Source organism: Amycolatopsis sp. lyj-108, assembly GCF_046549005.1.
Taxonomy (GTDB): Bacteria; Actinomycetota; Actinomycetes; order Mycobacteriales; family Pseudonocardiaceae; genus Amycolatopsis.
In genome coordinates, this window is record NZ_JAJPWQ010000005.1 from 431,698 (window position 1) to 457,325 (window position 25,628).

General features: G+C 69.7%; 20 protein-coding genes. 9 read left to right on the forward strand and 11 right to left on the reverse strand.

Going from position 1 to position 25,628, the window contains the following annotated elements:
* The first annotated feature begins 28 nt into the window (after positions 1-28).
* Complete coding sequence (locus ACLJO0_RS21405; RefSeq protein WP_125792781.1) at positions 29-511, forward strand: GNAT family N-acetyltransferase; 483 nt, start codon at positions 29-31, stop codon at positions 509-511.
* Here ACLJO0_RS21405 and ACLJO0_RS21410 read toward each other — a convergent pair.
* From ACLJO0_RS21410 to ACLJO0_RS21420, 3 genes are all read right to left on the reverse strand, one after another.
* Positions 477-1,664, reverse strand: a complete 1,188-nt coding sequence (locus ACLJO0_RS21410) for an 8-amino-7-oxononanoate synthase (RefSeq protein ID WP_410580214.1) — start codon at positions 1,662-1,664, stop codon at positions 477-479. The two genes, ACLJO0_RS21405 and ACLJO0_RS21410, sit on opposite strands and share 35 nt — an antisense overlap.
* 142 nt (positions 1,665-1,806) lie before the next feature.
* The gene (locus ACLJO0_RS21415; protein ID WP_410580215.1) at positions 1,807-3,303 is read right to left on the reverse strand and encodes a DEAD/DEAH box helicase; all 1,497 of its coding nucleotides are present in this window, start codon (positions 3,301-3,303) and stop codon (positions 1,807-1,809) included.
* Positions 3,304-3,669: 366 nt separating this feature from the next.
* Positions 3,670-4,611: a serine protein kinase RIO gene (locus ACLJO0_RS21420; RefSeq protein WP_125792784.1), complete on the reverse strand. Its 942-nt coding sequence runs from the start codon at positions 4,609-4,611 to the stop codon at positions 3,670-3,672.
* A gap of 256 nt (positions 4,612-4,867) precedes the next feature.
* Between ACLJO0_RS21420 and ACLJO0_RS21425 the strand changes: the two genes are divergently transcribed.
* Positions 4,868-5,056, forward strand: a complete 189-nt coding sequence (locus tag ACLJO0_RS21425; RefSeq protein ID WP_199746422.1) for a hypothetical protein — start codon at positions 4,868-4,870, stop codon at positions 5,054-5,056.
* Between the two features lie 86 nt (positions 5,057-5,142).
* On the opposite strand, the gene ACLJO0_RS21430 is transcribed toward ACLJO0_RS21425, so the two are convergent.
* Positions 5,143-7,968, reverse strand: a complete 2,826-nt coding sequence (locus ACLJO0_RS21430; protein ID WP_410580329.1) for an ATP-binding protein — start codon at positions 7,966-7,968, stop codon at positions 5,143-5,145.
* Between the two features lie 309 nt (positions 7,969-8,277).
* Between ACLJO0_RS21430 and ACLJO0_RS21435 the strand changes: the two genes are divergently transcribed.
* The 3 genes from ACLJO0_RS21435 to ACLJO0_RS21445 all read left to right on the forward strand — a co-directional run bounded on the left by ACLJO0_RS21435 (position 8,278) and on the right by ACLJO0_RS21445 (position 12,583).
* Positions 8,278-9,441 (forward strand): S8 family peptidase, encoded by a 1,164-nt coding sequence (locus ACLJO0_RS21435; RefSeq protein ID WP_410580216.1) that lies wholly within the window; start codon positions 8,278-8,280, stop codon positions 9,439-9,441.
* Positions 9,441-10,988 carry a S8 family serine peptidase gene (locus tag ACLJO0_RS21440; protein WP_410580217.1) on the forward strand — a complete coding sequence of 516 codons (1,548 nt, stop codon included), beginning with the start codon at positions 9,441-9,443 and terminating at the stop codon, positions 10,986-10,988. The genes ACLJO0_RS21435 and ACLJO0_RS21440 overlap by 1 nt, the downstream gene beginning before the upstream one ends.
* 71 nt (positions 10,989-11,059) lie before the next feature.
* The gene (locus ACLJO0_RS21445) at positions 11,060-12,583 is read left to right on the forward strand and encodes a phytoene desaturase family protein (RefSeq protein ID WP_410580218.1); all 1,524 of its coding nucleotides are present in this window, start codon (positions 11,060-11,062) and stop codon (positions 12,581-12,583) included.
* Positions 12,584-12,647: 64 nt separating this feature from the next.
* On the opposite strand, the gene ACLJO0_RS21450 is transcribed toward ACLJO0_RS21445, so the two are convergent.
* On the reverse strand, positions 12,648-14,099 hold the full coding sequence (locus tag ACLJO0_RS21450; protein WP_410580219.1) for a trypsin-like serine protease: 1,452 nt from the start codon (positions 14,097-14,099) through the stop codon (positions 12,648-12,650).
* 87 nt (positions 14,100-14,186) lie between these two features.
* Positions 14,187-14,942: a peroxide stress protein YaaA gene (yaaA, locus tag ACLJO0_RS21455; RefSeq protein ID WP_410580220.1), complete on the reverse strand. Its 756-nt coding sequence runs from the start codon at positions 14,940-14,942 to the stop codon at positions 14,187-14,189.
* A gap of 59 nt (positions 14,943-15,001) precedes the next feature.
* Between yaaA and ACLJO0_RS21460 the strand changes: the two genes are divergently transcribed.
* On the forward strand, positions 15,002-15,970 hold the full coding sequence (locus ACLJO0_RS21460; protein ID WP_410580221.1) for a GNAT family N-acetyltransferase: 969 nt from the start codon (positions 15,002-15,004) through the stop codon (positions 15,968-15,970).
* A gap of 19 nt (positions 15,971-15,989) precedes the next feature.
* On the forward strand, positions 15,990-16,979 hold the full coding sequence (locus tag ACLJO0_RS21465; protein WP_410580222.1) for an aminoglycoside phosphotransferase: 990 nt from the start codon (positions 15,990-15,992) through the stop codon (positions 16,977-16,979).
* A 37-nt stretch (positions 16,980-17,016) separates the two neighbouring features.
* Here ACLJO0_RS21465 and ACLJO0_RS21470 read toward each other — a convergent pair whose 3' ends face one another.
* Positions 17,017-17,934, reverse strand: coding sequence for a 2-hydroxyacid dehydrogenase (locus ACLJO0_RS21470; protein WP_410580223.1), 918 nt, complete (start codon positions 17,932-17,934; stop codon positions 17,017-17,019).
* 28 nt (positions 17,935-17,962) lie between these two features.
* Entirely contained in the window at positions 17,963-18,319 is a 357-nt protein-coding gene (locus ACLJO0_RS21475; RefSeq protein WP_410580224.1) for a VOC family protein, read from the reverse strand.
* Between the two features lie 126 nt (positions 18,320-18,445).
* Here ACLJO0_RS21475 and ACLJO0_RS21480 point away from each other — a divergent pair, with 126 nt between their 5' ends.
* Together ACLJO0_RS21480 and ACLJO0_RS21485 are read left to right on the forward strand one after the other, a co-directional pair.
* Positions 18,446-20,194 (forward strand): proline--tRNA ligase, encoded by a 1,749-nt coding sequence (locus ACLJO0_RS21480; protein ID WP_410580225.1) that lies wholly within the window; start codon positions 18,446-18,448, stop codon positions 20,192-20,194.
* Positions 20,194-21,129 carry a hypothetical protein gene (locus ACLJO0_RS21485; protein ID WP_410580226.1) on the forward strand — a complete coding sequence of 312 codons (936 nt, stop codon included), beginning with the start codon at positions 20,194-20,196 and terminating at the stop codon, positions 21,127-21,129. The genes ACLJO0_RS21480 and ACLJO0_RS21485 overlap by 1 nt, the downstream gene beginning before the upstream one ends.
* Positions 21,130-21,611: 482 nt before the next feature.
* Here ACLJO0_RS21485 and ACLJO0_RS21490 read toward each other — a convergent pair whose 3' ends face one another.
* From ACLJO0_RS21490 to ACLJO0_RS21500, 3 genes are all read right to left on the reverse strand, one after another.
* Entirely contained in the window at positions 21,612-23,780 is a 2,169-nt protein-coding gene (locus ACLJO0_RS21490; RefSeq protein ID WP_410580227.1) for a bifunctional lysylphosphatidylglycerol flippase/synthetase MprF, read from the reverse strand.
* 71 nt (positions 23,781-23,851) lie between these two features.
* Complete coding sequence (locus ACLJO0_RS21495; protein ID WP_410580228.1) at positions 23,852-24,709, reverse strand: hypothetical protein; 858 nt, start codon at positions 24,707-24,709, stop codon at positions 23,852-23,854.
* The gene (locus ACLJO0_RS21500; protein WP_410580229.1) at positions 24,706-25,626 is read right to left on the reverse strand and encodes a hypothetical protein; all 921 of its coding nucleotides are present in this window, start codon (positions 25,624-25,626) and stop codon (positions 24,706-24,708) included. Before ACLJO0_RS21500 ends, ACLJO0_RS21495 begins: the two co-directional genes overlap by 4 nt.
* Positions 25,627-25,628 lie beyond the last annotated feature (2 nt).

The window sequence follows — 25,628 nt, forward strand, 5'->3', positions numbered from 1 at the left end:
GCCTTCTTCACGCCTGATGTGCTAACAAGTGGGCGTGAGTACCGACACCCCGATCACCGAGACCACGTCGTTCCCGCTGTCCGTCGCCGGTGACGAGATCACGGCCGCACAGCTGCACGGCATCCTCCGCCTGCGCGTGGACGTGTTCGTCGTCGAGCAGGACTGCGCCTATCACGAGATCGACGGACGCGACCTCCTGCCCGGCACCCGGCACCTCTGGATCGGCGGTTCGGTCGCCGTCGACTCGTATCTGCGCGTGTTGCAGGACGCCGGCGGAACCTTCCGCATCGGCCGGGTGTGCACGGCGGTCCGCTCACGCGGCAAGGGACTCGCGGGACGGCTGATGGAGACCGCGCTCGCGGGGATCGGGGACGCGCCGTGCGTCCTCGACGCGCAGACGTACGCGAAGGACTTCTACGCCAAGTACGGCTTCGTCGTCGAAGGCGACGAGTTCCTCGAAGACGGGATCCCGCACCTCACGATGTGGCGCCGGGAGGCGCAGCGGCTGTGATCACCCCGACCGCGCGGTCCACATCGGCCTCGGTGAGGTCGGCCCGCGCGGTCAGGCGCAGGCGGGAGATGCCGTCGGGCACGGACGGCGGGCGGAAGCAACCGACCCGCACCCCCTGATCGGCGCAAGCGGCCGCCCAAGCGACTGCCGATTCCGGTGACGGTGCCTGCACCGAGATCACCGCGGCGTCCGGGGGGCTGACCCGGAAACCCGCCGATTTCAGTTGCATCGCAAGGTTTCCGGCGGCCTCGGTCACCTTCGTGGCCAGCTCCGGCTCGGCCTTCAACGCGTTGAGCGCGGCCAGTGCGGCGGCGGCACTGGCGGGCGCGAGGCCGGTGTCGAAGATGAAGCTGCGCGCCGTGTCCACCAGATGCTTGATCACGCGACGCGGCCCGAGCACCGCTCCGCCTTGTGCCCCAAGGGATTTCGACAGCGTGATGGTGGTGACGACGTCCGGCGCGCCGGAGAGGCCCGCCGCGTGGACGGCCCCGCGGCCGCCCTCGCCGAGGACACCGAAACCGTGCGCGTCGTCGATGAGCAGCGAAGCGCCGTGCTCCCGGCAAACACCGGCAAGCTGCTCCAGCGGGGCGATGTCACCGTCGACGGAGAAGACGGAATCGGTGACGACGAGCGCGCGCGGTTTGCGGCGGGTCGCCAGCGCGTGCTTGAAGGCGTTCGGGTCACTGTGCGCGACGGCGGCGATGTCCGAGCGGGACAGGCGGCAGCCCTCGATCAGCGAGGCGTGGATGTACTTGTCCGTCACGATCGCGGAATCCGCGCCCGACAGGGCCGTGACGGCGCCGAGGTTCGCGGTGAAACCCGACGAGAAGACCAGCGCCGCCTGCGCGCCGCAGAAGCGGGCGAGGTCCTGCTCGAGTTCGGCGTGGACCTCGGTGGTGCCGGAGACGAGCCGGGAGCCCGTCGCGCCGGCGCCCCAGCGCAGCGCGGCCGCCGCCGCCGCACCGGCGACGCGCTTGTCCCTGGCGAGCCCGAGATAGTCGTTGCCCGCGAGGTCCAGCTCCGGTTCCTGCGCCTGCCGGATGCGCAGCTTGCGCACCAGCCCGGCCTCGGCCCGCTTCTCCGCCTCCACGTCGAGCCAGTCGAAGACCTGGTCGGGCGGGAGGTTCTGGTGAGCGGGGCCGGGAGAAGTCACGTCCCGCAGTCTCCCATCCACCGTTCGGCGGCGGGCGTGGTGGTCCCCACAGCGAACGCAATGAAAGGTCCTTTCCTTGCAAATTTCGCAAGGAAAGGACCTTTCATGGCACTAGCCGCCGGAGGAACCGGCTTCAGTTACGTCAGCTGTCGAAGCTGCGACGCGGGCGCCCGCCCGGACGCTGCGGACGGCCGCTGCCGCCACCGGACTCGGTACGACGCGGGCGGCCGCGGAAGCCGCCGGGACGGCCGCCTTCGCGGTGACCCTCGCGGGAGCCCTGGTAGCCACCGCGGTCGCCGCCACCGTAGCCGCGGCCACCGCCACGACGCGGGGATTCACGACGACGCTCGATGACCGGCTCGCCGCTGGGCTGCTGCGCACCGGTGATGCGGATGAGCTCGGCGTCGCCGGGGCGGACCGTGGCCTGCTCGGCGCGGACACCGGCGCGGTCGGTCATCCGGCGCACCATGCGGCGCTGGTCGTGGGTGACCAGCGTGACCACGACACCGGACGCCCCGGCGCGCGCGGTGCGGCCCGCGCGGTGCAGGTAGTCCTTGTGGTCGGCGGCCGGGTCGACGTGCAGCACCAGCGAGATGTCGTCGACGTGGATACCGCGCGCGGCGACGTCCGTGGCGACGAGGACCGGGGCGAAGCCTTCCTTGAAGTCCGCGAGGACCCGGTTGCGCTGGCCCTGGGTCTTGCCGCCGTGCAGTGCGGCCGCGTGGACGCCCTTTTCGCGCAGGCGCTCGGTGAGGCGGTCCACGTGGTGCTTGGTGCGGACGAACATGATCGTGCGGCCCTCGCGGGCGCCGATCTCGGTGATGACGTCCTGCTTGTCCTGGTGCGACACCTGGAGCACGTGGTGATCCATGGTGGTGACGCTGGCGGTCGACGGGGCGACCGAGTGCGTGACCGGGTTGGTCAGGTACGCGCGGACCAGGCGGTCGACGTCACCGTCGAGGGTGGCGGAGAACAGCAGGCGCTGGCCGTCACGCGGGGTCAGGTCGAGGATCTCGCGAACCTGCGGCATGAAGCCCATGTCGGCCATCTGGTCGGCTTCGTCGAGCGCGATGAAGTTGCAGTCCGACAGCGACGCGGTGCCCTGGCGGACGTGGTCCGACAGCCGGCCGGGGGTGGCGATCAGCAGGTCGACGCCGCGGGAAAGCGCGTCGGCCTGACGGGTGAAGGCCATGCCGCCGACGGCGGTGCGGCACCACAGGCCGAGGGACTTGGCCAGCGGGGTCAGCGAGTCGGCGACCTGCATGGCCAGCTCGCGGGTCGGGACCAGGATCAGCGCACGCGGGTGCTTCGGACGGGCGCGGCCGCCGTTGAGCCGGGTCAGCATCGCGAGGCCGAAGGCCAGGGTCTTGCCGGAACCGGTCTGGGCGCGGCCCAGCACGTCGCGGCCGGCGAGCGCGTCGGGGATGGTCGCCGACTGGATCGGGAACGGGGTGGTGATACCGGCGTCGGCCAGTGCCCGCAGCAGCGGCTCGGGAAGCCCGAGCTCCGCCCAGGTGGTGGCCTTGACACTCTCGACGGCGTCGTTGTGCAGCATCGAGTCACCCGCGGGGCGGGTGCGCGGCTTGCGGTGCTGCCGGGCCGACGGTGAAGAGTGGCCGGAGTTGAACGTGACTGTCACAAATGCCTCTCGGACGTGGCACGTCGCAAGGAGGCCCGGGGCTGCCCGCACGCAGGCAGGCAAGATGGTGTGCACAGATGGGCGTTCACAGGGACGAACCCGGCACACCGCGTCTGCATGACACCGCGCGCCAATTGGTTGATACGGATACCGCGAGCCATTCGGTTGGCTTTGGAGGCGACGGACACCACTCATCCACGCCGCCGGTTGCGGTCTAGCACTACTGTACCGGACCGTTATCCGGCCTCCCAATTGGAGGGACCGATTGTGGGCAGGGTCTCCACGACGGCTTCTCCCGGCGTGTCTTGAAAGGGTCGTTCCTGACGTGCTGTGTCAGGAACGACCCTTTCAAGACATTGTGGACGGTCAGCGGAGACCGGCGATCTCCCGCAGTTCCTCGATCAGCTCCGGGACGGCCGTGAGCCGCTCCGGCAGCCCCCGCGAGTGGAACCACGTGGCGATGTTGCGCACGTCCCGCGCGAGGAACTCGAGCCCGCCGGGATTGGCCACGATGTCGACCACCTGCGGCAGGTCGATCACCATGATCCGGTCCCGGTCGACCAGCAGGTTGTACGCCGAGAGGTCGCCGTGCGCGAGCCCCTGCGACGCCAGCAGTTCCAGCATCGCCGCCGTCTGGAACCACAGTTCCCGCAACTGTTCGGGCTCCGGCCGGACCTGTGCCAGGCGGGGCGCCGCCGTCTCGCCGTCGCCGAGGAATTCCAGCAGCAGTTCGGTGCCGTCACGCTGCACCGGGTACGGCACCGGCGCACCGACCGCCCACAGCTTGCTCAGCGCGCCGAATTCGGCCACCGCCCACTGTTCGGCGATGAGGTTGCGGCCGAAGCTGCTGCGCGACTCCATGGCCCGCATCTCCCGCGACCGCCGCATCCGCCTGCCTTCGAGGTATCCGGCGTCGCGGTGGAACAACCGGTGCTCGCCACTGCGATACCGCTTGGCCGCGAGCACGGTGCCCTCGGTGCCCGGCAGGTTGCGCCGGACGAGGTGGACGTCCGCCTCCTTGCCGGTTTTGAGGATGCCGAGCTCGGTGTCCACCGCCGCCAGTTCGGTGATCACCCAGTCGGGTCGCGGAAGCGGCCCGTGCTCCGCTTCTCCCCAGGTGCTCCAACGATCGGCGCCGTCGGGGATGTCGGTCTCGGTGTAGGCGTCCTCGCGCAGCCGGGCGAGCCGGACGCGTTCGGCTTCGGTGAGCCGTCCGCCGCGAGCGGGTGCCGGTTCGTCGTCGAAGCGGCGACGACGGGTGCGGCTCGGACGGTCGTAGGTTTCTTCTTCGAGATCGTGCTTGCGCACTGGTGGGTTCTCCTAGTCAGGGATGCCCCACCGGGCGAGCGTCGTGGCTCAGCCGCGAGGGGCGAGTGGATGGGGGCGGCAAAGGCCCCGGACAGTCATCAGCACGAGGCACCTCCCAGTCGCATCCACCGGCTCCCTGCCGGATCGCGCACGATCATCGCGGACGCTGTGTCGCGCCCGCAACCGAATTATTCGGAGAGTCCCGAAACCCGGTTGCCGTCCGGTGCGATCCTGGTGGCGATCGGGGGAGGGTTGGTTGGCGAAGCGGCGGTACGTGGCGAGGGGTGTGCCCGGCGGGTACCGGATCTGGGACACCAAGGCGCGGCGCTGGTGGGGTGACCACTACGAGCTGTGCCCCGACGACTTGCTCGCCGAGCTGAACGGCTCCGCTGATCCCTCGAGGATCACCGCCCTGCTCAAGCGCTACCGGGCGCTCCGGCGGTGAGCGCCTTCCCCAGTACATGAAGGACCCCTTCCTTGCGCCTAGGTACAGGAAGGGGTCCTTCATGTACTTCAGGCGGGCGACCGCGCCTACGCCGACCGCAGCCCCGCCAGCTCGCTCCGCGACCGGACCTTCAGCTTCCGCAAGACGCTCGCGACGTGCTGTTCCACCGTGCGCCGGGACAGGAACAGCACTTCGGCGATCTCCCGGTTGGTATGCCCGGCGGCGAGCAGGCGGGCGACGTCACGCTCGCGCGGGGACAGTTCGTCGCCGTAGCCCCGGCGGCCGCGTCGCGACGGGGCGACCGCACCGGTGGACCGGAAGGCGTGGCGGCAGCGGGCGGCGTCCCGGGTGGCGCCGAGGTGGTCGAAGGTCTCGGCGAGTGCCGCGAACGTTTCGGCGACGTCCTCGGTGCGGGCCAGGCGGCATCGCGTGGCCCGTTCGGCGATCAGCGCCGCGTGATACGGCGCGGGGAGGGCTTCGAATCGGCTCCGTGCCTGCTCGAAGGCCTCGATCGCCTCCGCGTGGTCACCACGGGACGCCGCGATGAGCCCGCGGTTCGCGGCCAGCGCGGCCCAGGTCGACGGCGCGTCGAGGTCGCCGATCTCGCGTTCGAACTCGTCGGTCAGCGCCTGCGCCTCGGCGTCGCGCCCGGTGGCGCAGTACGCGTCGACGGCGGCCATCAGCAGATCGGCACCCCAGGCCCAGACACCCTTGGCGCGCAAGAGTTCCAGTCCCTTTTCAGCCTGCGTGACGGCGGCCTCGCCGAGGTCCTGCGCGAGCAGCATGCCCGCCATCCCGGCGTGCGCGGCGATCGCGACCGGGGTGAACGCGTTCTCCGGCTGGTCCGCCGCGGTGCCGGCGAACCGGACGGCTGCCTCGTCCCATTCGCCGCGGGCGGCGGCGAGCAGGCCGAGCACCAGGCACAGTTCGCTGGTCACCGGCAGGAGGTCGCGGTACTCGTCGATCAGCGCGCCCGCCCGTTCGGCGAGCCCGTCCCAGTTCCCGGTGAGCCAGTCGGTGTGGACGGCCGTCGCGCGGGCGGTGCTGACCACATACGGCGCCCCGCAGTCGGCGGCCAGCTGCATTCCGCTGCGCAGCAGGCTCTTCGCCCGCCGGTGGTGGCCGGTCCAGGCGCAGGCGTCGGCGCTGTTGCAGTGCAGCCGCGCCAGATGCCGCTGTTCGTCGGCGGACCCGACGCTGGTGGGCGCCCGGTCCAGCATGTCCCAGCCGCGCGCGTCCCCGATGTGCAGCCGCGACGCCGTGTTGTTGGCCAGCAGGATGATCCGCAGCCGCCGGTCCGTGGCCCGCTCGATGAGCTCGTCCACCCGGTCCATCCAGCGCCGGTGCTCCCGCAGCGGGGTCGCGCCGACCCACGGCTGGGCGAGGACGCCCATCCCGCGTCCGGCCAGGTCGGGCCGTTCGGCGAGGTCGTTGACGGCGATCTCGATCTCGGTCCTCGCCGCCTCCAGCCCGCCCGCCTGGCGCACCAGCAGGAGTCCGAGCCCCAGCCGGACCTCGCCGCTCAGCCGTCCGGACAGCCTGCCATCGGTGAGCAGCCGCTCGAGCGCCGGGACGACTTCGGTCTGGGCGAGGCCGTTGCACGCCACCGAACTGAACTTGACCGCCAGTCTGTCCACATCGGACGGTTGCAGACCCGGTTCGTCGAGCAGGGTGCGGAGCAGATCCGTCGCGGTGGCGAGATCACCCACCGTCGATGCCTGATCGGCGGCCGCTTCGCCGTACTTCAGCGCGCCGGCCCGGTCGCCCGCCTTGCGGCAGTGTTCGGCGAGCCGCACCAGCGACTGCGGAAGGCGGTCGCGCAACAGCCGCGCGGCCCGCCGGTGCAGCTCTTGGCGGTCAGGGCCGGGGATGGTGCGGTAGACGGCTTGCCTGGCGAACGCGTGCCGGAAGTCGTACGTGCCTTCACCGGTCTCGACCAGGACATTGCGTTCGAGCGCGAGGACGAGCGCGCGGCGGGCTCGTTCGGGGGTGAGCGCGGCCGCGGCGGTCAGCAGGTCCGAAGTGGACGGTGTGCCGAGGACGGCGGCGGCCTCGGTGATCCGCCGGGCGGCCGACGGCAGCGCCACAAGGCGTTCGACCGTCGCCTCTCTCAGCAACGCCGGGACCTCGACCGTGTCGAGCAGACGCCGCACGGTCGCGCCGTCGGCGTGGACCGCGGCCTCGGCGTCACCGATCGCGTGCACGATCTCCTCGACCACGAACGGGATCCCGGCGGTCCGCTCGTGCAGCCGCGTGGCGAACTCTGCCGAGACGTTCGCCTCGCCGAGCAGGGCCGACACCAGTGACTGGACGCCGTCGCGGTCCAGCGGGCGAAGGGCGACGAGCGCGTGCGCCGTGCCGGGAGCCGGCCGGTAGGCGCTGCCGAGCGGGATGCCGCCGGGCGTCTCTTCGCGCCGGTATGTGAGCACGAGGGTCAGTCCCGTTGGCGGGTCGGTCATCAGGAATCGCAGCAGTCGCCGGGAACCGTCGTCCGCCCAGTGCAGGTCTTCGATGAGCAGGACGTGCGGGCCCAGCGAACCGAGCAGTTCCCGGACGGCGCGGAAAAGCCGGTGTCGCTCGGCTCGCGGATCGCCGAGCCTCGGCGGCGGCTGGGGCAGGAAGCCCGCGAGTTCCGGCAGGTAGGGCGCGAGGACACCGGTCACCGGGTTGAGGTCGCGCGCGGGGCGGACATCCTTCAGCGCGTCGAAGAGCACGCCATACGGGAAGGGCTCGCGCAGCGGCTGGCAGATTCCGGTGAGCACCGGCCGTCCGGCCAGTTCCGGACGCGCCAGCAGTTCGCCGGCGAGCCGGGTCTTGCCCACGCCCGCTTCACCTTCGAGCATGAGCACCGACGGCGAGCGCATCGCGCCGTCGAGGAGCTCGCTCAGTTCCGTCTCACGGCCGACGAGCACCGGCGAACTCGTCCTGCGTCGGCAGTCACCGATCACCATGCCGGGTCACCCCCGCTTCACGAACCACACCGTTCGAGTGAACGCAGCTTAAGCGCCTGCTTAGTGATCACGGAACCCACTCGGACCGTCACGGAACTTTCGTAGGGACGGCGGGTTTCCCTATTAGATACGTAGTCCTACGGACCGTTGCCTCGCTTGTTCGCGCAGGTCCCGCCACCCGAAAGTGAGTGCAGCGTGACTACACGTCACGGCGCCGGCCTGGAATCCTGCCGGCGCGAACCACCTGTTCGAGTGAACGGAGCTCAGGAAATGCGTGGAGAACTTCGACGTCACCGGATCGCGGGTGCGGTACTCGCCGGGGCCTGTGTGACGGCCTCGCTGGCCTTCGCCGGATCGGCCACGGCCGCCGAGGGACAGATCCGCGGCGCCGGTGTGCCGGGAGCCGTCACTGATGGGTACATCGTGTCGCTGAAGAGCGGCGACGCCGGCCTCGCGGCCAAGTACGGCGGCCAGGTGAAGGCGACCTACACTGCCGCGCTGAACGGCTTCTCGGCGAAGATGACCGAGGCGCAGGCCAAACGGCTCGCCGCAGACCCGAACGTCGACTTCGTCCAGCAGGACGCGGTCGCGCATATGACCGGCACCCAGACCAACCCGACCTGGGGCCTCGACCGGATCGACCAGAAGAACCTGCCGCTGGACAGGAAGTACACCTACCCGAACGACGGTGCCGGGGCGACGGTCTACGTCCTCGACACCGGTGTCGACTACCGCCAGACCGAATTCGGCGGCCGCGCGACGAGCGGGTACGACTTCATCGACAACGACAGCGACGCCCGCGACTGCCAGGGCCACGGCACGCACGTCGCCGGCACGGTCGGCAGCGCCACCTACGGCGTCGCCAAGGGCGCCAAGATCGTCGCGGTCCGCGTGCTGAACTGCCAGGGCAGCGGCCAGTACTCGCAGATCATCAGCGGGATCGACTGGGTCGTGAAGAACGCCAAGGGCCCGTCGGTGCTCACCATGAGCCTCGGTGGCCCTGCCGACTCCGGTGTCGACGCCGCCGTACGCCGCGCCGTGTCCGCGGGCATCACGAACACGGTGGCCTCCGGCAACTCCAACACGGACGCCTGCTCCACCAGCCCGGCCCGCGTCCGTGAGGCCATCACCGTCAACGCCACCCAGAGCGACGACCGCCGGTCGACGTTCTCGAACTACGGCGGCTGCACCGACATCTTCGCGCCGGGCACCAGCATCACCTCCTTGCGCAACGGTGGCGGCACCCAGCAGATGAGCGGTACCTCGATGGCGACGCCGCATGTCGCCGGCGCGGCCGCGATCTACCTGACCTCGAACCCGTCGGCCACCCCGGCCGCCGTCGCCTCCGGTCTCGCCAACGCCGCCACCAGCGGCGTCGTCAAGAGCCCGGGCACCGGTTCGACCAACAAGCTGCTGAACGTGGCGGGTCTCTGATGCGGCGCGGCGTGCGGGCCGGTGTGGTGGCCGTCGCGGTCACCGCGCTGGCCGCGCTCGCCGCGGGCAACGCCCTCGCCGCGGAGGCGGAAGGCGTTGTCGTGCAGGCGAAGCAGCACTACGGCGAGCAGTACATCGTGGAACTCCACGATGTCGGCACGATGGCGGTCGAGCAGTCTTCGGCCGCGCTGACCGGCCGCTACGGCGGCGAGGTCCGGTCGGCGTACAAGAACGTGTTGCGCGGGTTCTCGGTGAAGGGGATGTCCGAGCAGCAGGCCCGCAGGCTCGCGGCCGACCCGGCGGTCAAGGCGGTCTACCAGGACGGCACCGCGCGTGCCGTCGGCACGCAGGCCAACCCGACCTGGGGCCTCGACCGCGTCGACCAGAAGAACCTGCCACTGGACAAGAGCTTCACCTACCCGAACACGGGCGAGGGCGTCACGGCGTACGACCTCGACACCGGGATCAACCCGGAGAACCCGGAGTACGAGGGGCGCGCGTCCATCGGCAAGGACTTCGTGGGCGGCAACGGGAAGGACTGCAACGGGCACGGCAGTCACACCGCTGGCACCATCGGCAGCAAGACCTACGGCGTCGCGAAGAAGGTCAAGCTCGTCGGGCTGAAGGTGCTGGGCAACGACTGTTCGGGCAACGGTCCCGACTCCGCCATCGTGGACGCGGCGGAATGGCTGACCGCGAACGGCACCAAACCGGCGGTGGCGAACCTGAGCCTGCGGATGGACCAGGTCGGGCTCGGCGACGACGTCATCAAGAAGTCCATCGCGGCGGGCTTCGTCTACGTGGTGGCGGCGGGCAACGAGAACCAGAACGCCTGCAACGTCAGCCCCGCGCGGATCCCCGAGGCGATCACGGTCGGCGCCTCGGACCAGAGTGACAACAAGTCCTCGTTCTCCAACCACAGTTCATGCGTGGACATCTTCGCCCCTGGCAGCAACATCACGTCGCTGTCCACGTCCAACGGTGGTTCGGCGAACATGAGCGGGACGTCGATGGCCACGCCGCACGTGGCCGGGGCGGCGGCGCTGTACCTCGCCGCGAATTCCGGTGCCACCGCGCAGCAGACGCGGGACGCGCTGGTGAACAACTCCTCGGACGGCGTGCTCAAGGGCCTGCCGAGCGGGACGGTGAACAAGCTGCTGAACGTGTCGTTCATCGGCGGAGGTGGCCCCACGCCGACGTGTGGGGTCAAGTCCAACACGACACCGGTGTCCATTCCGGACGCGGGTGACGCGGTGACCAGTTCGGTGACGCAGGACGGCTGCGACGGCAAGGCGTCGGCGACGCTGCCGGTCAAGGTCGACATCGCGCACACCTACACCGGTGACCTGGCGATAGACCTGATCGGGCCGAGCGGTGCGGTGTTCGGCCTCAAGCAGGCGGGAGGGACGAGCGAGGCGACCGGCGTGCACACGTCGTACACGGTGAACGCCTCCTCCGAACCGGCGAACGGGACCTGGAAACTGCGGGTCCGTGACGTCCACCGGTTCGACAGCGGGACGATCGAAGGCTTCTCCATCACCTTCTGAGTCCTTGCGAACGGCGGTGCGCCGCGGTCACGATGACCGCGGCGCACTGTCGTTTTCGCTGGGAGGCTTGTATGGAGTCCTTTGACGCCGTGATCGTCGGTGGCGGCCACAACGGCCTGGTGGCGGCGGCCTATCTGGCCAGGGCAGGCCGTTCGGTGCTGGTGCTGGAACGCCGGGACGAGGTCGGCGGGGCGGCGGTCTCCTTCCGTGCCTTCCCCGGCGTCGACGTCCGGCTGTCGCGGTACTCGTATCTGGTGAGCCTGCTGCCGCGCAAGATCATCGCGGACCTCGGGCTGGGGCTCGAGCTCCGGCGGCGGCGGATGTCGTCGTACACACCCGTCGGCGACGGCGGTCTCCTTGTCGACACGGGCGACGACGGCCGTACGGCGGCGTCGTTCTCCGCGCTCACCGGGTCCACAAAGGACTTCGAAGCGTGGCGGCGGTTCTACGCGATGACGGCCCAGGTCGCGGAACGGACGTTCCCCACCCTGACCGAACCGTTGGTGTCCAGGGAGGAACTGCGCTCGGGCATCGAGCGGGAGGCATGGGACGCGCTGTTCGAACGGCCGATCTCGGAAACGCTCACCGGGATGTTCGGCGACGACACCGTTCGCGGCGTCGTCCTGACCGACGCGCTGATCGGCACCTTCGCCGGCTCCGGTGACTTCCGGCAGAATCTGTGCCTGCTCTACCACGTGATCGGCAATGAAACCGGCGACTGGGACGTGCCGGTGGGCGGGATGGGCGCGGTGACCGGGGCGCTCGCGTCGGCCGCGCGGACGGCGGGCGCGCGGCTGGTGACCGGCGCGGAGGTGCTGTCCATCGATCCCGGCGGATCGGTGCGTTACCGGCTCGGCGACGACGAACTCACCGTGCGCGGCGGGCACGTGCTGTCGAACGTCGCGCCGCGAGTGCTCGCGCGGCTGCTGGGGGAGGAGCCGCCGGAGACGCCGGAAGGTGCGCAGCTCAAGGTGAACATGGTGCTGTCACGGCTGCCGCGGCTGCGGGATCCGGGCGTCGACCCGCGTGAGGCGTTCGGCGGCACGTTCCATGTCAACGAGGGTTACGAGCAGCTGGCGACGGCTCACGCCGAGGCCGCCGCGGGCCGGATCCCGTCGCTGCCGCCGTGCGAGATCTACTGCCATTCGCTGACCGACCCGTCGATTCTGGGCCAGGCAGAACAGGCCGCCGGAGTGCAGACGCTGACGCTGTTCGGGCTGCACATGCCCGCGCGGCTCTTCGAGGGGCGCAACGATGCCGCGCGCGACAAGGCGTTGCGGGCGACGCTGTCCTCTTTGGACAGTGTGCTGGCCGAGCCGATCGAGGACTGCGTGCTGCGTTCGCCGGACGGCAGGTTGTGCATCGAGGCGAAGACGCCGCTGGACCTCGAAGCCGAACTGGGGCTGCCCGCGGGACACATCTTCCACCGCGATCTGTCGTGGCCGTACGCCGCCGATGCCGCTCACGTGGGACTTTGGGGCGTCGAAACCGCGCACGACCGGGTGCTGCTCTGCGGTGCCGGGGCCGTGCGGGGCGGCGGTGTCTCCGGCATCCCCGGGCACAATGCCGCCATGGCGGTGCTTTCTCGGTCCTGAAGTCCGTGAAGGCCTCCTTGAGGGACCCAGAGTCCCTCAAGGAGGCCTTCCCGGACTTGTTTCGCTACTGGACCGTGAGGGTGTAGGTCGCCGTGGAGGTCTTGCCCGCCGAGTCCGTCGCGGTGACGGTCACCGGGTACGTGCCACGCTGGAACGGCGCGACCACCTGCATGGTCGAACTGCCGCCGCTCGAGATCGTCTTCGGGTTGAAGAACGGTGCGAACGGCAGTCCCTGTCCGGACGCCGACAACGTGATCGCGCCCGTACCGCCGGTGGCGGAAACCGTGACGTTGCTGAAGAAGCCGGGCTGCGAAGTCCCGCTGGTCGGGCTCAGGCCGACCTTGAGCTCACCGGGCTGGGGCCCGCCGTTGCCGACGGTCAGCGTCAGGTTCGTGGTCGCGGTGTCGGTGGTGCCCTTGCCCGAGATCGTGACGGCGTAGTCCTTTTCGGCCGTCCCGGCGGGAACCTCGAAGGTCACCTTCGCCGAATCACCCGAGGTGATGGACGTGGGCTGGAACGTGGCCGTCGCGCCGTCGGGAAGTCCCGAAGCGCTGAGGTCGACCTTCTCCGCGCCGTTCTTGCCGGGCTTGCTGGTCACCGTGGCCGAAATGTACTTGCCCGGCTCGACCTTGAGCGCCGACGGCGTCACCCCGAGCGAGAACTTCTCCGGGTTCTGCGGCTCACCGATCTGCTGCTTGACCCAGTCACCCATTTCGTTGTTGAGCCTGCCGTACACGCTGTACCACTTGAAGTCGCTGCGGCTCCACGACGCGACGCCGACGACCGTGCCGTCCACGATCAGCGGCCCGCCGCTGTCGCCCGGCAGGATCGTGACGCGGCCGTCGTTGTAGCCGCTGCAGATCATCGTGGCGTCTTTGAAGCCCGCGCCGACGCCGCTGCAGTTGCTGCCCTGGACGATCGGCAGGGTGAACTTGTGCAGTTCGACGTTGCGGGTGTCGTCGTTGTGGTCCTTTTTGCCGTAGCCGAGCCCGAGTCCGGACTTGCCCGGCTTGTGCAGCTCCGTGTCGGCCGAGGTCGCGACCTTCGCGTATTGCCCACCGGGCACCGGGATGTCGGCGTCGGTGGTGACCACCGCGACGTCGTAGCCCTGGTCGAAGTTGACGTACTTCGGGTGCTTTTCGTAGCTGACGACGCCGATCCGCGTTCCGCCACCGGCGTTGAGATCGTCCAGCCCGTAGAGGAAGGACTTCGCCCCCGCCGCGTCCTTGCAGTGCGCGGCGATCAGGATCTTGCGCGGCGCGACGACCGAACCGGTGCACGTCTGGCCCTGCGGACGCGTCCCGCCTTCGCGCAGGCCCGCGATGATGAAGGGGTGGTCCTTGACCGAGGCCGGGGTGCCGCCGATGGAGTTCGTGTGCAGTCCACCGGGGACGACCGCCTGATCCGTCGGGGTGACGGCGGGCAGGTTCGCGGCGGCCGCGGGCGCGGGCAGGAGGACCGAAAGGCAACCGAGGGTGGCGGTGGCGATCCCCAGTAGCCGTTGTCTTCTGTTCACGGTGGTTCCTTTCCAGGTGGCTGGAAATCACTTTCCGCATGTGCACCTGGCGGAACAACCGAGGAAGGAGCCCGTAGGGGTACGGAACTAATGCACCGCGTCCCCGGTGAGCAGCTCCACACTGTGCTCCCCGGTGCGCTCGACGTCGAGGCCCGCCTTCGACAGCACCCGCATCAGCTGTTCCACAGTGGACGGTTCGCTGCGTGATTTCACCAGCTCCGCGGCCAGCCGTCCCTTGTAGGCCTTGTTGAAATGGCTCACCGTGGTCCGGTTGCCCTTCGCGTCCTCGGTCACGACGCGCACGGTCACCGCGTCCGGGCGGAGCTTCGCCAGCGCCGAGTAGGTCCCGGAACGCAGGTCGACGACGAGCCCCTCGATCCCCTGGAGCACCGGTTCGAGGACCGGCTTCCACACGCTGCGGACGGTGCCGAGCGACGGCAGCGCGTTCCCGCCGGAAAGCCGGTACGCGGGGATCGGGTCGGTCGCCGCGACCACCCCGAACAGCGCCGAAGCGACGGCGAGACGCTTCTCGGCCTTCGCCAGCGTCGCCTTGGTGAAGGACTTCACGTCGAGCGCGTCGTAGAGGACGCCGGTGTAGCGGCGCAGCGCGGGCATCGTGGGCGAGGTCCACAGCTCGGCGTTGCGGGTGACCTCGTCGGCCTGCCGCGGCGTGATCCCGAGCGCGGCGACACTGGCCGGGACGTCGCCCGCCAGTTCGGCCAGCGCGTCGGCCAGCTTCGCCCGGGTCGGATTCAGTTCCGGGAACGACAGGGCGCCGAGGTCCAGTGGCGCGCCGGTGCCGCCGGCGGCCTTGGTTTCGGAAGGGGGCAGGAGCACGAGCACCACGGAAGCGTAACTAAATGGAGTGCGTCACCCCGAGGCGCGGGCTTAGCCTCGACCGCATGAGCCTGACCTGGCGCCCGCTGACCTTGGACGACATGCCGCGACTGGCCGAGACCTTCGCCGAGGCGGAGCGTGTCGAGCCGATCGAGGAGCACTACAGCGCGGAGGACCTCGCCGAAGAGATCGGTACGCCGACCGTCGACCTGCCGACGGCGTCCACCAGCGCCTGGGACGGCGACACCCTGGTCGCCTACGGTCTGCTCCGGAAGCGTGACGCGGCGGATCCGGTGCACATGATGCGGGTCGAGACCCTCGTCCACCCCGCGTACCGCGACGCGGCGATCGCCGCGCACCTCACCGGCTGGTTCGAGGAGGCGGGCAAGAAGCTCCACGCGACGTCCCACCCGGACGTGCCGCTGGAACTCCACGCCGCGGCCAGCACCAAGCAGCGATGGCTCATCGACGTCCTCTCGGGCGCCGGGTACGAGCACGCCCGGTGGTTCGTCGACATGCGAGCCGACCTGGGCTCGATCCCGCCGGTCAAACCGCTGCCCGAAGAGTTCCCGCTCGTCACGTACGAGGACAAGTACGAGGCCCTCACCCTGCGGTCCCGCAACGAGACGTTCGCGGACCACTGGGGGAGCACGGAGCAGTCCCCGCAAGCGTGGCGTCATCTGGTCGTCGGCGCGAAGGACTTCCAGCCGGACCTGTCGTTCCTGCTGCTGAGCCCGGAGCGCGATCGCGTGGTCGCGATGGTGCTGAGTGTCTTCTTCGCCTCCGACGAGGCCGCCACGGGCGTGAAGGACCTGTATGTCAGTCACGTCGCGACCGACGCGAGCCTTCGCGGACGCGGTATCGCCGGCGCGCTGCTCGGGCATGCGCTCGTCCAGGCAAAAGCCCAGGGTTTCCAGCGGGCCTCGCTCAACGTCGACCAGGACAACACCCACCGTGCCCTCGGGGTCTACGAGCGAGTCGGGTTCACCGAGTTCCAACGTTGGGGCGGGTACGTGAAGCCCATCCCGACCTGACCGGTTGTCACCCGAAAGGGTGGATTTCGGTACAGTCGATCTTCTCGAAGAGATCGGTGGGGGTGGTAAGGCGTTGCCGGTTTCCGCACGGCTCGGCTGGCATGACCTGCCGTCGGCGACGCGTGACGCCGTGGAGCGTGAGCTCGGTTCGGCGGTCCGCCGTTCGTTGTGGCAGACCCCGGAATTCGACGGCGGTGTCGCCGCGAGGCTCGAACTCGACCGCGGTCATCGCTGGGTCTTCCTGAAGGCGATCCCTGCGGACAGTCCACGAGCGGGCGGGTACCGCACGGAGGCCGCCATCGCGCGACGGCTTCCCCCGGATGCACCCACGCCGAAGCTGCTGTCCTTTGTGGACGGTAACTGGCTGGTGCTCGCGTTCGCCGACTTCGACGGCACCAGGCCGAATCTGCGCCCGGGATCGCCGGATCTCTCCGCTGTCCTGGCCACCTTCGGCACCCTCGGCCGCACGCTCACGCCGTGCCCGCTGCCCGACGTCCCGGACGCGCTCGACGATCTCGGCCCACTCCTGCGCGGCTGGCACGAACTGGCGAAGGAACCGCCGGACGACCTCGACGGCTGGGCCGTCCGCAACCTCGACAGGCTCGTCCAGCTGGAGACGTCCTGGCATCCCTGGTCGGCAGGGGACACGTTGCTGCACAACGACATCCAGCCCGAGTACCTGGTGCGGACCGGATCGGGCAGGGTGCTCGTCACCAATTGGCGTTACCCGGCGAGGGGCGCGGGCTGGCTCGATCTGGTCGCGCTCGTCCCGTATCTGCTCGACGCCGGACACGAGCCCGCCGACGTCGACCGCCTGCTCCGGCGGCGCCCCGTGCTCACCGGCGTCCCGGTCTGGGCGGTCACCGCGTTCGGTGTCGCCCTGGCGGGGCACGCCGAACGCGCGAGCCGGCTACCGGAACCGCCCGCGACGACAGGGGTCCGCGCGGCGCAGCGCCGTCTCGCCGCGGCGATGCGCGACTGGCTCGCCTACCGGACGCACTGGCAGTAGTGCCCACCTCACCGACCACGCCACCTTGCGTCACCCCTCAACAACCGTCCTTACCGCTCACGAGGTTCAGTGGCTCTTCGCCGGCGGCGTACCGGCGTAACTGCTCGGCGACCAGCCGCTTCGCGCGCGGGTAGAACGACGCGGACCCGCCCGCGATATGCGGCGTGATGATCACTCCCGGCGCGGTCCACAGTGGATGTCCGGCGGGCAGCGGCTCGGGGTCGACGACGTCCAGCGCGGCACGCAAGCGTCCGGAGACGGTCTCGGCGGTGAGCGCCTCGGTGTCGATCGCCGAGCCCCTTCCGACGTTCACCACCAGGGCGCCGTCCGGCAGCGCGGCGAGTTCCGCGGCGCCGAACAAGCCCACCGTCGCGGGTGTTTCGGGCAGGATCAGGACCACGATGTCGGCGGACTGCAGTAGTTCCGCCAGTTCGCCGACGCCGTGCACCTGGTCCGCCGGGCGGGCCGTGCTCGCCACCCTGGTCACGACCGCTTCGGCCGCGAGCAGTTGCCGCTCGATGGCCTGGCCGATCGAGCCGTACCCGACCAGTAGCACCCGGCTGTCGGCCAGCGAGCGCGTGTGTTCGCGCTCCCACGACGCCGTCGCCTGCTGCGTGAACCAGCGCGGCAGATCCCGCTGCGACGCGTGGATCAGTGCCAGCGCGTGCTCGGCCACACTGAGGTCGTGCAGACCGCGGCCGTTGGCGAGCCGCACCCCCGCCGGCACCAGCGGGATCAGCTTCTCCACCCCGGCCGACAACGACTGCACGAGCTTCAGCGACGGAAGCCCGGCGATCAGCTTCGCCGGCTCCATGCCGGTGTCGTACGGCAGCACGTACACCTCGACGCCATCGAGGCCTTCGCCCGGCAGCGGGCCCGTACCGTCGTAGAACCGCGCGCTCAGACCTTCGGGCAGCTCGATGTCGGTCCAGGGCAGGATGGCTCGCTCCGTCATGCCGCCATTCTGACCATCGCGGCCCGCCTCAGCCCTCGTGGGTGGCCACGCAGAATTCGTTGCCGACGGGATCGGCCAGCACCGTCCAGGCGAGGCCCGGCATCTCCTTCTTGTCCAGCTTCTTCGCGCCCAGTCCGGTCAGGCGGCCCACCTCCTTCTCCATGTCGTCCGTACCGAAGTCCAGATGGACCCGGTTCTTGCCAGTCCGCGGCTCCGGCACGCGCTGGAACGCGAGCACGGGCCCGTTCTCCACCTTGGGGTGCAGGATCAGGAACTCGCCGTCGTAGTCCTGATCCACTTCCACGCCGAGCGCCTTCGTCCAGAACGCCGCGAGCCCGCGCGGATCCGCGCAGTCGATCGTGATCATGCCCAGCTCGATACCCATGGCGGCAAGCTAGCGGAGACCACCGACAAAACCGGGCGCCCGCGATAACCGGTTGAACCGCCCCTGGGCGGGGTGACTACGCTGCCCAGAACGTCTCAGCACGTAATTCCAGCGAGGAGCCCAGAAGTGATCACCAGGATGTCGTCGTTGTTCCTTCGCACCCTGCGTGAGGATCCGGCGGACGCCGAGGTACCGAGCCACCGGCTCCTGGTACGCGCCGGCTACGTCCGCCGGGTCGCCCCGGGCGGCTACTCCTGGCTGCCGCTGGGCCTGCGGGTGCTGCGCCGCATCGAGAACGTCGTCCGTGAAGAGATGAACGCCATCGGCGCGCAGGAGATCCAGTTCCCCGCGCTGCTGCCGAAGGAGCCTTACGAGGCCACCGGCCGTTGGACCGAGTACGGCGACGCCCTCTTCCGTCTCAAGGACCGCAAGGGCGCCGACTATCTCCTCGGCCCGACGCACGAAGAGCTCTTCGCGCTCACCGTGAAGGGTGAATACAACTCGTACAAGGACTATCCCGTCGTCCTGTACCAAATCCAGACCAAGTACCGCGACGAGGCGCGTCCCCGGGCCGGCATCCTCCGCGGCCGCGAGTTCGTCATGAAGGACTCCTACTCCTTCGACCTCGACGACGAGGGCCTGACGAAGTCGTACGAGCTGCACCGCCAGGCGTACACGAAGCTGTTCGACCGTCTCGGCATCGAGTACGTCGTCGTGAAGGCGACCTCCGGCGCGATGGGCGGCTCGGCCTCCGAGGAGTTCCTCGCCGTCGCCGCGACGGGTGAGGACACCTACGTCCGCAGCACCGAATCGGGTTACGCGGCCAACGTCGAAGCGGTCACCACGCCCGCTCCCGAGGCGAAGCCGGTCGAGGGCCTGCCCGAGGCGAAGGTCCACCACACGCCGGACACCCCGACCATCGAGTCGCTCGTCGCGTTCCTGAACAACGCCGGCCTCGGCCGCACCTTCACCGCCGCGGACACGCTCAAGAACGTCCTGGTGAAGACCCGCCAGCCGGGCGCGAAGGAGTGGGAGCTGCTGGCCATCGGCCTCCCCGGCGACCGCGAGGTCGACACGAAGCGCCTCGAAGCGTCGCTTGAGCCCGCCGAGTTCGAGCTGCTCACGGAGGCCGACTTCGCCAAGAACCCCTTCCTCGTCAAGGGCTACATCGGCCCGAAGGCGCTGAAGGACAACGGCGTCCGCTACCTGCTCGACCCGCGCGTCGTCGACGGCACCGCCTGGGTCACCGGCGCCGACGAGCGCGATCACCACGTGGTCGACCTGGTCGCGGGCCGCGACTTCACCGGCGACGGCGCGATCGAGGCCGCCGAGGTCCGTGAAGGCGACGCGTCGCCCGACGGCAAGGGCACCCTGGTCGCCGCGCGCGGTATCGAGATCGGGCACATCTTCCAGCTCGGCCGCAAGTACGCGGACGCGTTCGAACTCGACGCGCTGGGCCCGGACTCCAAGCCCATCCGCATCACCATGGGCTCGTACGGCGTGGGTGTCTCCCGCCTCGTCGGCGTGCTCGCCGAGCAGAACTACGACGACCTCGGCATCATCTGGCCGCGCGAGGTCTCGCCGTTCGACGTCCACATCGTCATCGCGGGCAAGGACGAGACGGTCACCGCGGGCGCCGAGAAGCTCGCGGCCGAACTGGACGCCGCCGGTGTCGAGGTCGTCCTCGACGACCGCAAGGCCAGCCCCGGTGTGAAGTTCGCGGACGCCGAACTCGTCGGCGTGCCGACCATCCTGGTGGTCGGGCGCGGGCTGGCGAACGGCGTCGTCGAAGTCAAGGACCGCCGCACCGGCGACCGTGAAGAGATCGCCGTGGACGCGGTCGTGGAGCATCTGGTCAAGCTCGTCCGTTCGTAATGGGCTTGTTCGGCAAGAAGCGCGGGGATTCCCCGGGCTACGAGGACAACGCGGCGCTGGACGGGTTCGGGGGCTACCAGCCCTCGGACTCGTCCGGCTACACGCCGCCGGTCCCGGAACTGGCCGCTCCTGTCGAACCGGAGCCGCAGCCCGCGAAGCAGCCGATGTCACGAAGCGGGCGAAGGGCCATGTACGGCTTCTTCGCGACGCTCGGTGTCATCGCGGTCGCGACGCTCGCGAACAACGGTTCGGACCGGTCGTCGAGCAGTACGCCGACCACCCGGGCCCCGATCGTCTACACGCCTTCACCCCAGGTCGTCGCGCCGCCGGTGACCGACGGCTGGCAGTCGGTGGCCGGGAAGGACGGCGTCTACGCCTACGACGTCCCGCCGAACTGGACGCCGAAACCCGGCACGATCCACGGCTGGGAGAAGGGCACCCAGGTCCCGGGCATCCGCATGGTCGCCAGCGCCTTCGTCGGCGACGGCTACTGCCCGCAGGACAAGGAGAGCAGGATCGGCGGCAGCGGCGTGACGAACGTGAAGGTCTCCGAACCTTCCGCCGCGGCGCAGAAGGCGATCGACGACCTCGCCGTCAGCGCCTACAACCCGGAGAACGGTCCGCTGACGGCCAAGATCACCAAGGAACCGGCCCAGCCTGCCGAGTTCACGCTCGGTACCGGCAAGAAGGTCCCCGCGAGCATCGTCCTCGCGGAGGTCGTCACCCCGCCCGGACCTTGTGGCGCGCGGCGCGCCCTGGTCGGCGTGCTCGCACCGGAGCTGGGCGAAGCTTCGGCGGCCCTGGCCGTCTATTCGGGCCAGGACACGCCGGGCGGTGCGGACCGCGAGCAGATCCTGAAGATCCTCAAGACCTACCGGGGTGTCCCGGAGGCCGACCGCAAGACCATCACGCCGCCGCCTTCGACGTTGCGCTGAACTTGCTGGCGGAGCCGGGATGGTGAGGGGTCCGAATGCGGCATGATCGAGTCGGTGGGGCGAAGGCTCCCTTCGCTGCGTCTGATGCAGTGATGGACGCCTTCGGACCAGGTCAGACGCGGGGCATGACCCGTATGACGACCAGTGAGGGTAAGTCGAACGTGTCGTGGCGCGGGTGAGGGCCTCCTTGCCTACCCTGACGGTAGCGAAGGAGGCTTTCGCTACTTTCGGATGTGGTCCCTGGTGACGGCGGGGTGGCTGTGTCCTCGGCGGCTGGTCGTGAAGTACATGAAGGCCCCCTTCCTTGCGCCTAGCGCAAGGAAGGGGGCCTTCATGTACTTCGGTAGGGCGTGACTCGCGTGCTTGGATGCCGCAGTCGGGTGTGCGGAGTCTGAACACGCGAGAGCTGGCTGGGTTTCGTCAGCCAGTCCGGACCCGCGCCGCGAAGGCCTCCCTGTCACCGAGCTGCGCTAAGGCCCCTTCTAGTGTGAAGCCAGCGAAGAAGTCGCTCGCGGCTGCGGGTTCGCGAGCAGGCGCTGAGGCTTCTTGCCGGAGCGCGCGAGCTTCGCCAGCCGCAGCAGTCCCGTGTTCGGCAGGTAGGCCCGGCCGAGCGCGATCCCGATCCGCGGCAGATCCGCCTCGTCGCGGAACGCGAGGTACAGCGGGACGTGGCGCGGCTGGAACTTCGCCTTGAACGCGTGCAGTGAACGGAAGCCGTAGAACGGTTCCATCATCGTGCCGAGCGCGTCGAGCACCCGCTCGACGGCGTGCGCGGGTTCGCCGGAGCTCGCCAGCGGGGCACCGGACAGCGAAACGAACTTCGCGCCTTCCTCACGGAAGGCCAGGCACGACGACGCGATCAGGAACTCCATCGACGGGCGGAATCCGTCGGCGCGTTTGCGCATGACGTCGAGCGTCCAGCCGCCGATCGCGCCCGCGCCGGTGTGCACCGGCAGCCATGACGTCACACCGTGGACGACGCCGTCCGCGTCGACCGCGAGACCCACGCGGGTCTCGGGGTCCATCGCCTCGTCGACCCCGCCGAGGGTGAAGCCCATTTCCGGCATGCCCTTGTCGCTGATCCACTCCTCGGAGATCGCGCGCACCTGCGAGATCACCGCGCGCGGCTGATCGGCGAGCCGGACGAGCCGGAACTCGATGCCGTCCTTCTTGGCGCGGTTGAGCGCGGTCCGCACGTCCTGCCAGCGCTTTCCGCGGAACTCCAGCGTTTCCAGTTCGATCAGGGTGTCCTCGGCGACCTGGACCTGCTTCCAGCCGAGCTCTTCGGTCTTGGCGGTGGTGTCGCCGGTGGCGGAGAACAGGCACGGTACGAGACCGGTGTTCTCGCACATGGTGATGAACTCGGCGATCGTCCGGTCGGCCGCGCCGTCCGGGGCGATCGGGTCGCCGAGGGCGATGGCGACCCCGGCGTGCCGCCGGTAGGCGAGGTAGGACTTGCCGTCCGCGGCCACGAAATACGAGTTCTGCGGCCAGGTCGTCATCCACGAAAGCGTGCTTCCGCCGTGACGGCTGAGCAGCGTGCGGGCCAGCGCGGGGTTGCCCATCCGGCCGAGACGGCGGCGCTTCCGCCGCGACGGCACCCGGAAGGCGCCTCGCGCGGAGATCAACAGCGCGAATTCGACCGTCCACAGAAGGTTGTCCACGAAGAACAGCGGCGGATCCATCAGGCCGGCGTCCTCGCCGAAGAGCTCCGCCAGCGTGAGCACCCCGCCGTAGACCATCACCTGCAGGATGACGAACGACGTCAGGATCATCGCGCACCACCAGGCGACCTGGCTCCCCTTGCGCAGGCCGTTCATGATCGGCACGACGATCAGGCACAGGACGATGACTTCCCACGTGGACAGCGAAAGCTCTTCGGACGACCCGAAGGGTCCGTTGCCCGGCACGAAGGACATCACCAGTTCGGCGACGGTCAGCACCAGCAGCCCGGCCACGACGTAGAACCGCCACTCGCGCAGGCTCGGCCTCCGTTCGCGCGAGGCGTCCTTGGCGCCGAGGAACCTGCGCCCGAACGGCAGGGCGAGGACGAGTGCGAAGAAGTGCACGAGGTCGGCCAGTGTGCCGACGAAGATGATCGCGATCCCAGCGTAGACGCACAATCCGGCGCGCAACCGCAGCCGCCACGGCGGGCGCAGGGTGGCGCTGGCGACCGCGACCGCGGCGAGCGCGCCGCCGGAGAACCCGACGTCGAGGCTGCCGGCGACCCGTTCCGCCCATTCCCAGCCGGAGTTACGGCTCAACGCGAGAAACTGCACCGCCACCAGCACACTGACGAACTGGCCGCCGATGGCGACGGCCATCGCCCGCCGCGTGCCGAGCCGCCATTCCGCGAACCCGGCGAACAACGCGAAGCTGAGCACCATCGGCAGGTAGTAAAGCGGGACGACCGCGAACAGCGGTCCGGTCAGCAAGGTCCACCATCGGCCCGCTTCGAGCGACGGCAGCCCATACGCGATGTACGGATACACCGCGCGATCCTCGGCGGCCGACCAGAGCGCGCCCGTGGCCAAGGCGAGCGCGAGCATGGTCACCGTGACGAGGGTGGTGAAAGGCAGCCGGTGCCTCAGCACCGTGGCGATCTTGTGTGTCCGGCCCGGCGCGGCCGTCCCGCTTCCCCCTGTTGGCATGGAGATCAAGGTAAGTGCGGGAGCCCGTCGGCCACATCCGGCAGGGGACCCATATTTCCCTTAGGGGAGTGCTACTCGCGACGGATGCTCTCACCCATCTTGAGGACGACGTCCCTGGCCACCTGGCCGGAGATCTCCTGGTCCGCCAGCACCAGGAGGACGTGGTAGCGGCCGGATCCGGGCAGTGCGTCCAGCGGGAGGGCGATCGCGGTGATCGCGACCGAGGGAGCGGGGCACGGTCCGTCCGCGGCGGGGACGACGGTGGTGGTCACGGCGTTGGCGGTCGTGCCGCCGTCGAGGAGCGGCACCGGCCCGGCCTTGCCGACCTCGGCCTTCGTGGACCGCCCGTACGCAGCTTCGGCCCACCGCAGGGTCGTTTCCTCGGCCGCCTGGGCGATGCCCCCGACCTCGCCCTCATCGACGGTGGTGAACCCCGCCATCGCCCGCGCCGAGAGTTCGGCGGCGGGGCAGAAGTCGCGGCGGTACCGGGCGACACCCTGCAGGGTGACGAGGTCGCCTGCCGGTGTCTCGTACCCGACGGCGACGTCGGGAGCTTCGATCTTCCAGTCCGGCGGGACGTCGTAGACGAGCGGGTGATCGTCGGACTGCACGGGCTGCCAGCCCGCGATCACCGGCTTGATCCGGGTGGGCCCCACCGGATCGGGCAGGACGAGATCGTGGACGGACGGCGGCGGCGTCGCGGTCTTGGCCTGGTAGGTGGCCGTGGTGCCGACGGCGATGACGACGGCAAGGCCGAGAACGCCCAGCACCGGCCTGAGGCGGAAGCGACGGCGCGGCGGAGCGCTGTCCCGGATGACCGGAAGCGGCGCCGTCCGTTCTGCCTCGGTTTCGGTTTCGAGTGGCTGCCCGGTGAGCGGATCGACGAACCACGGCCGAGGTTCGTCGATGGGCCCACCGGGGCCGGTCATTGCTGCGGCCTCAAACTCGCGAGGATCATTTGCGCGTCCGCTTCGGACAGGGCGTCCGGGGTGCCCTGATCGAGGACCATCACGAAGCAGACGGTCTGCTCACCGATCTTGAAGGCCGCAGACGTGACCTTCACGCTCGGCGCCCGGCAGCCTTCGCCTTCGCTCGGGGTGAACGAGGCGGAGGAACTGAGCGCCTGGATCGTGCCGCCGGCGATGGGGATCTGCTTGATTTCGGGGAGCGGCACGTCGGCCTTGCCGGTGGCGGACTGGATCCAGAGCCGGACCGCGCCTCTGGCGGCGTTCTCGACGGGGATCTGATCCGCGGTGGCGAAGCCGACCATTCCCCGGTGCGAACCACTGATGTCGGGGCAGGCGCCGAGCTTGAACCTCATCGCCTCGCGGATCACCATCTTGAACTCGCGCTCGGTGTTCCCGGTGACGTATCCCGGCTTGGTCTCCCAGCCCGTGGGGGGCAGGTCGTACGCCGTCTTGTCCTGTCTGGAGACGATTCCTTGCCAGCCCAACGTCTTGGACGGGACCTTGTTGTCCTCCGGGGCGCCGCCGCTCTGGGATGTCGACGGCGGGTTCGACGCGGACGCGGCCGCGGGTGGTGGAGTGGGCTCTGGCCGCGGACCGTCACCCTCACGCAGGACGAAGAACAGCGTGGCGCCGACGGCGATGACCAGGACGAGCGCGCCAAGGCCGATCCACAGGCCTTTCTTGCCCTTCTTCGGCGGCTCCGGAGAGAAACCCTGGTAGGCCTGCTGCGGGAACTGCTGGAAACCCTGCTGCTGATAACCCTGATATTGCTGCTGGGGATCCTGGGCGTACTGGGGCGGGTACCCATGCTGCGGGGGCTGCCGCTGATCGGGCTGCTGTGGTTGCTCCGGCCAGCCGTTGCCGCCTGGGTATGCCATGG

Excerpts from the sequence above, each read along its gene's own strand:
- ACLJO0_RS21435 (WP_410580216.1), top strand. The coding sequence starts at position 8,278 with ATGCGTGGAGAACTTCGACGTCACCGGATCGCGGGTGCGGTACTCGCC.
- ACLJO0_RS21440 (WP_410580217.1), top strand. The coding sequence starts at position 9,441 with ATGCGGCGCGGCGTGCGGGCCGGTGTGGTGGCCGTCGCGGTCACCGCG.
- ACLJO0_RS21445 (WP_410580218.1), top strand. The coding sequence starts at position 11,060 with ATGGAGTCCTTTGACGCCGTGATCGTCGGTGGCGGCCACAACGGCCTG.
- ACLJO0_RS21460 (WP_410580221.1), top strand. The coding sequence starts at position 15,002 with ATGAGCCTGACCTGGCGCCCGCTGACCTTGGACGACATGCCGCGACTG.
- ACLJO0_RS21470 (WP_410580223.1), bottom strand. The coding sequence starts at position 17,934 with ATGACGGAGCGAGCCATCCTGCCCTGGACCGACATCGAGCTGCCCGAA.
- ACLJO0_RS21475 (WP_410580224.1), bottom strand. The coding sequence starts at position 18,319 with ATGGGTATCGAGCTGGGCATGATCACGATCGACTGCGCGGATCCGCGC.
- ACLJO0_RS21485 (WP_410580226.1), top strand. The coding sequence starts at position 20,194 with ATGGGCTTGTTCGGCAAGAAGCGCGGGGATTCCCCGGGCTACGAGGAC.
- ACLJO0_RS21490 (WP_410580227.1), bottom strand. The coding sequence starts at position 23,780 with ATGCCAACAGGGGGAAGCGGGACGGCCGCGCCGGGCCGGACACACAAG.
- ACLJO0_RS21495 (WP_410580228.1), bottom strand. The coding sequence starts at position 24,709 with ATGACCGGCCCCGGTGGGCCCATCGACGAACCTCGGCCGTGGTTCGTC.
- ACLJO0_RS21500 (WP_410580229.1), bottom strand. The coding sequence starts at position 25,626 with ATGGCATACCCAGGCGGCAACGGCTGGCCGGAGCAACCACAGCAGCCC.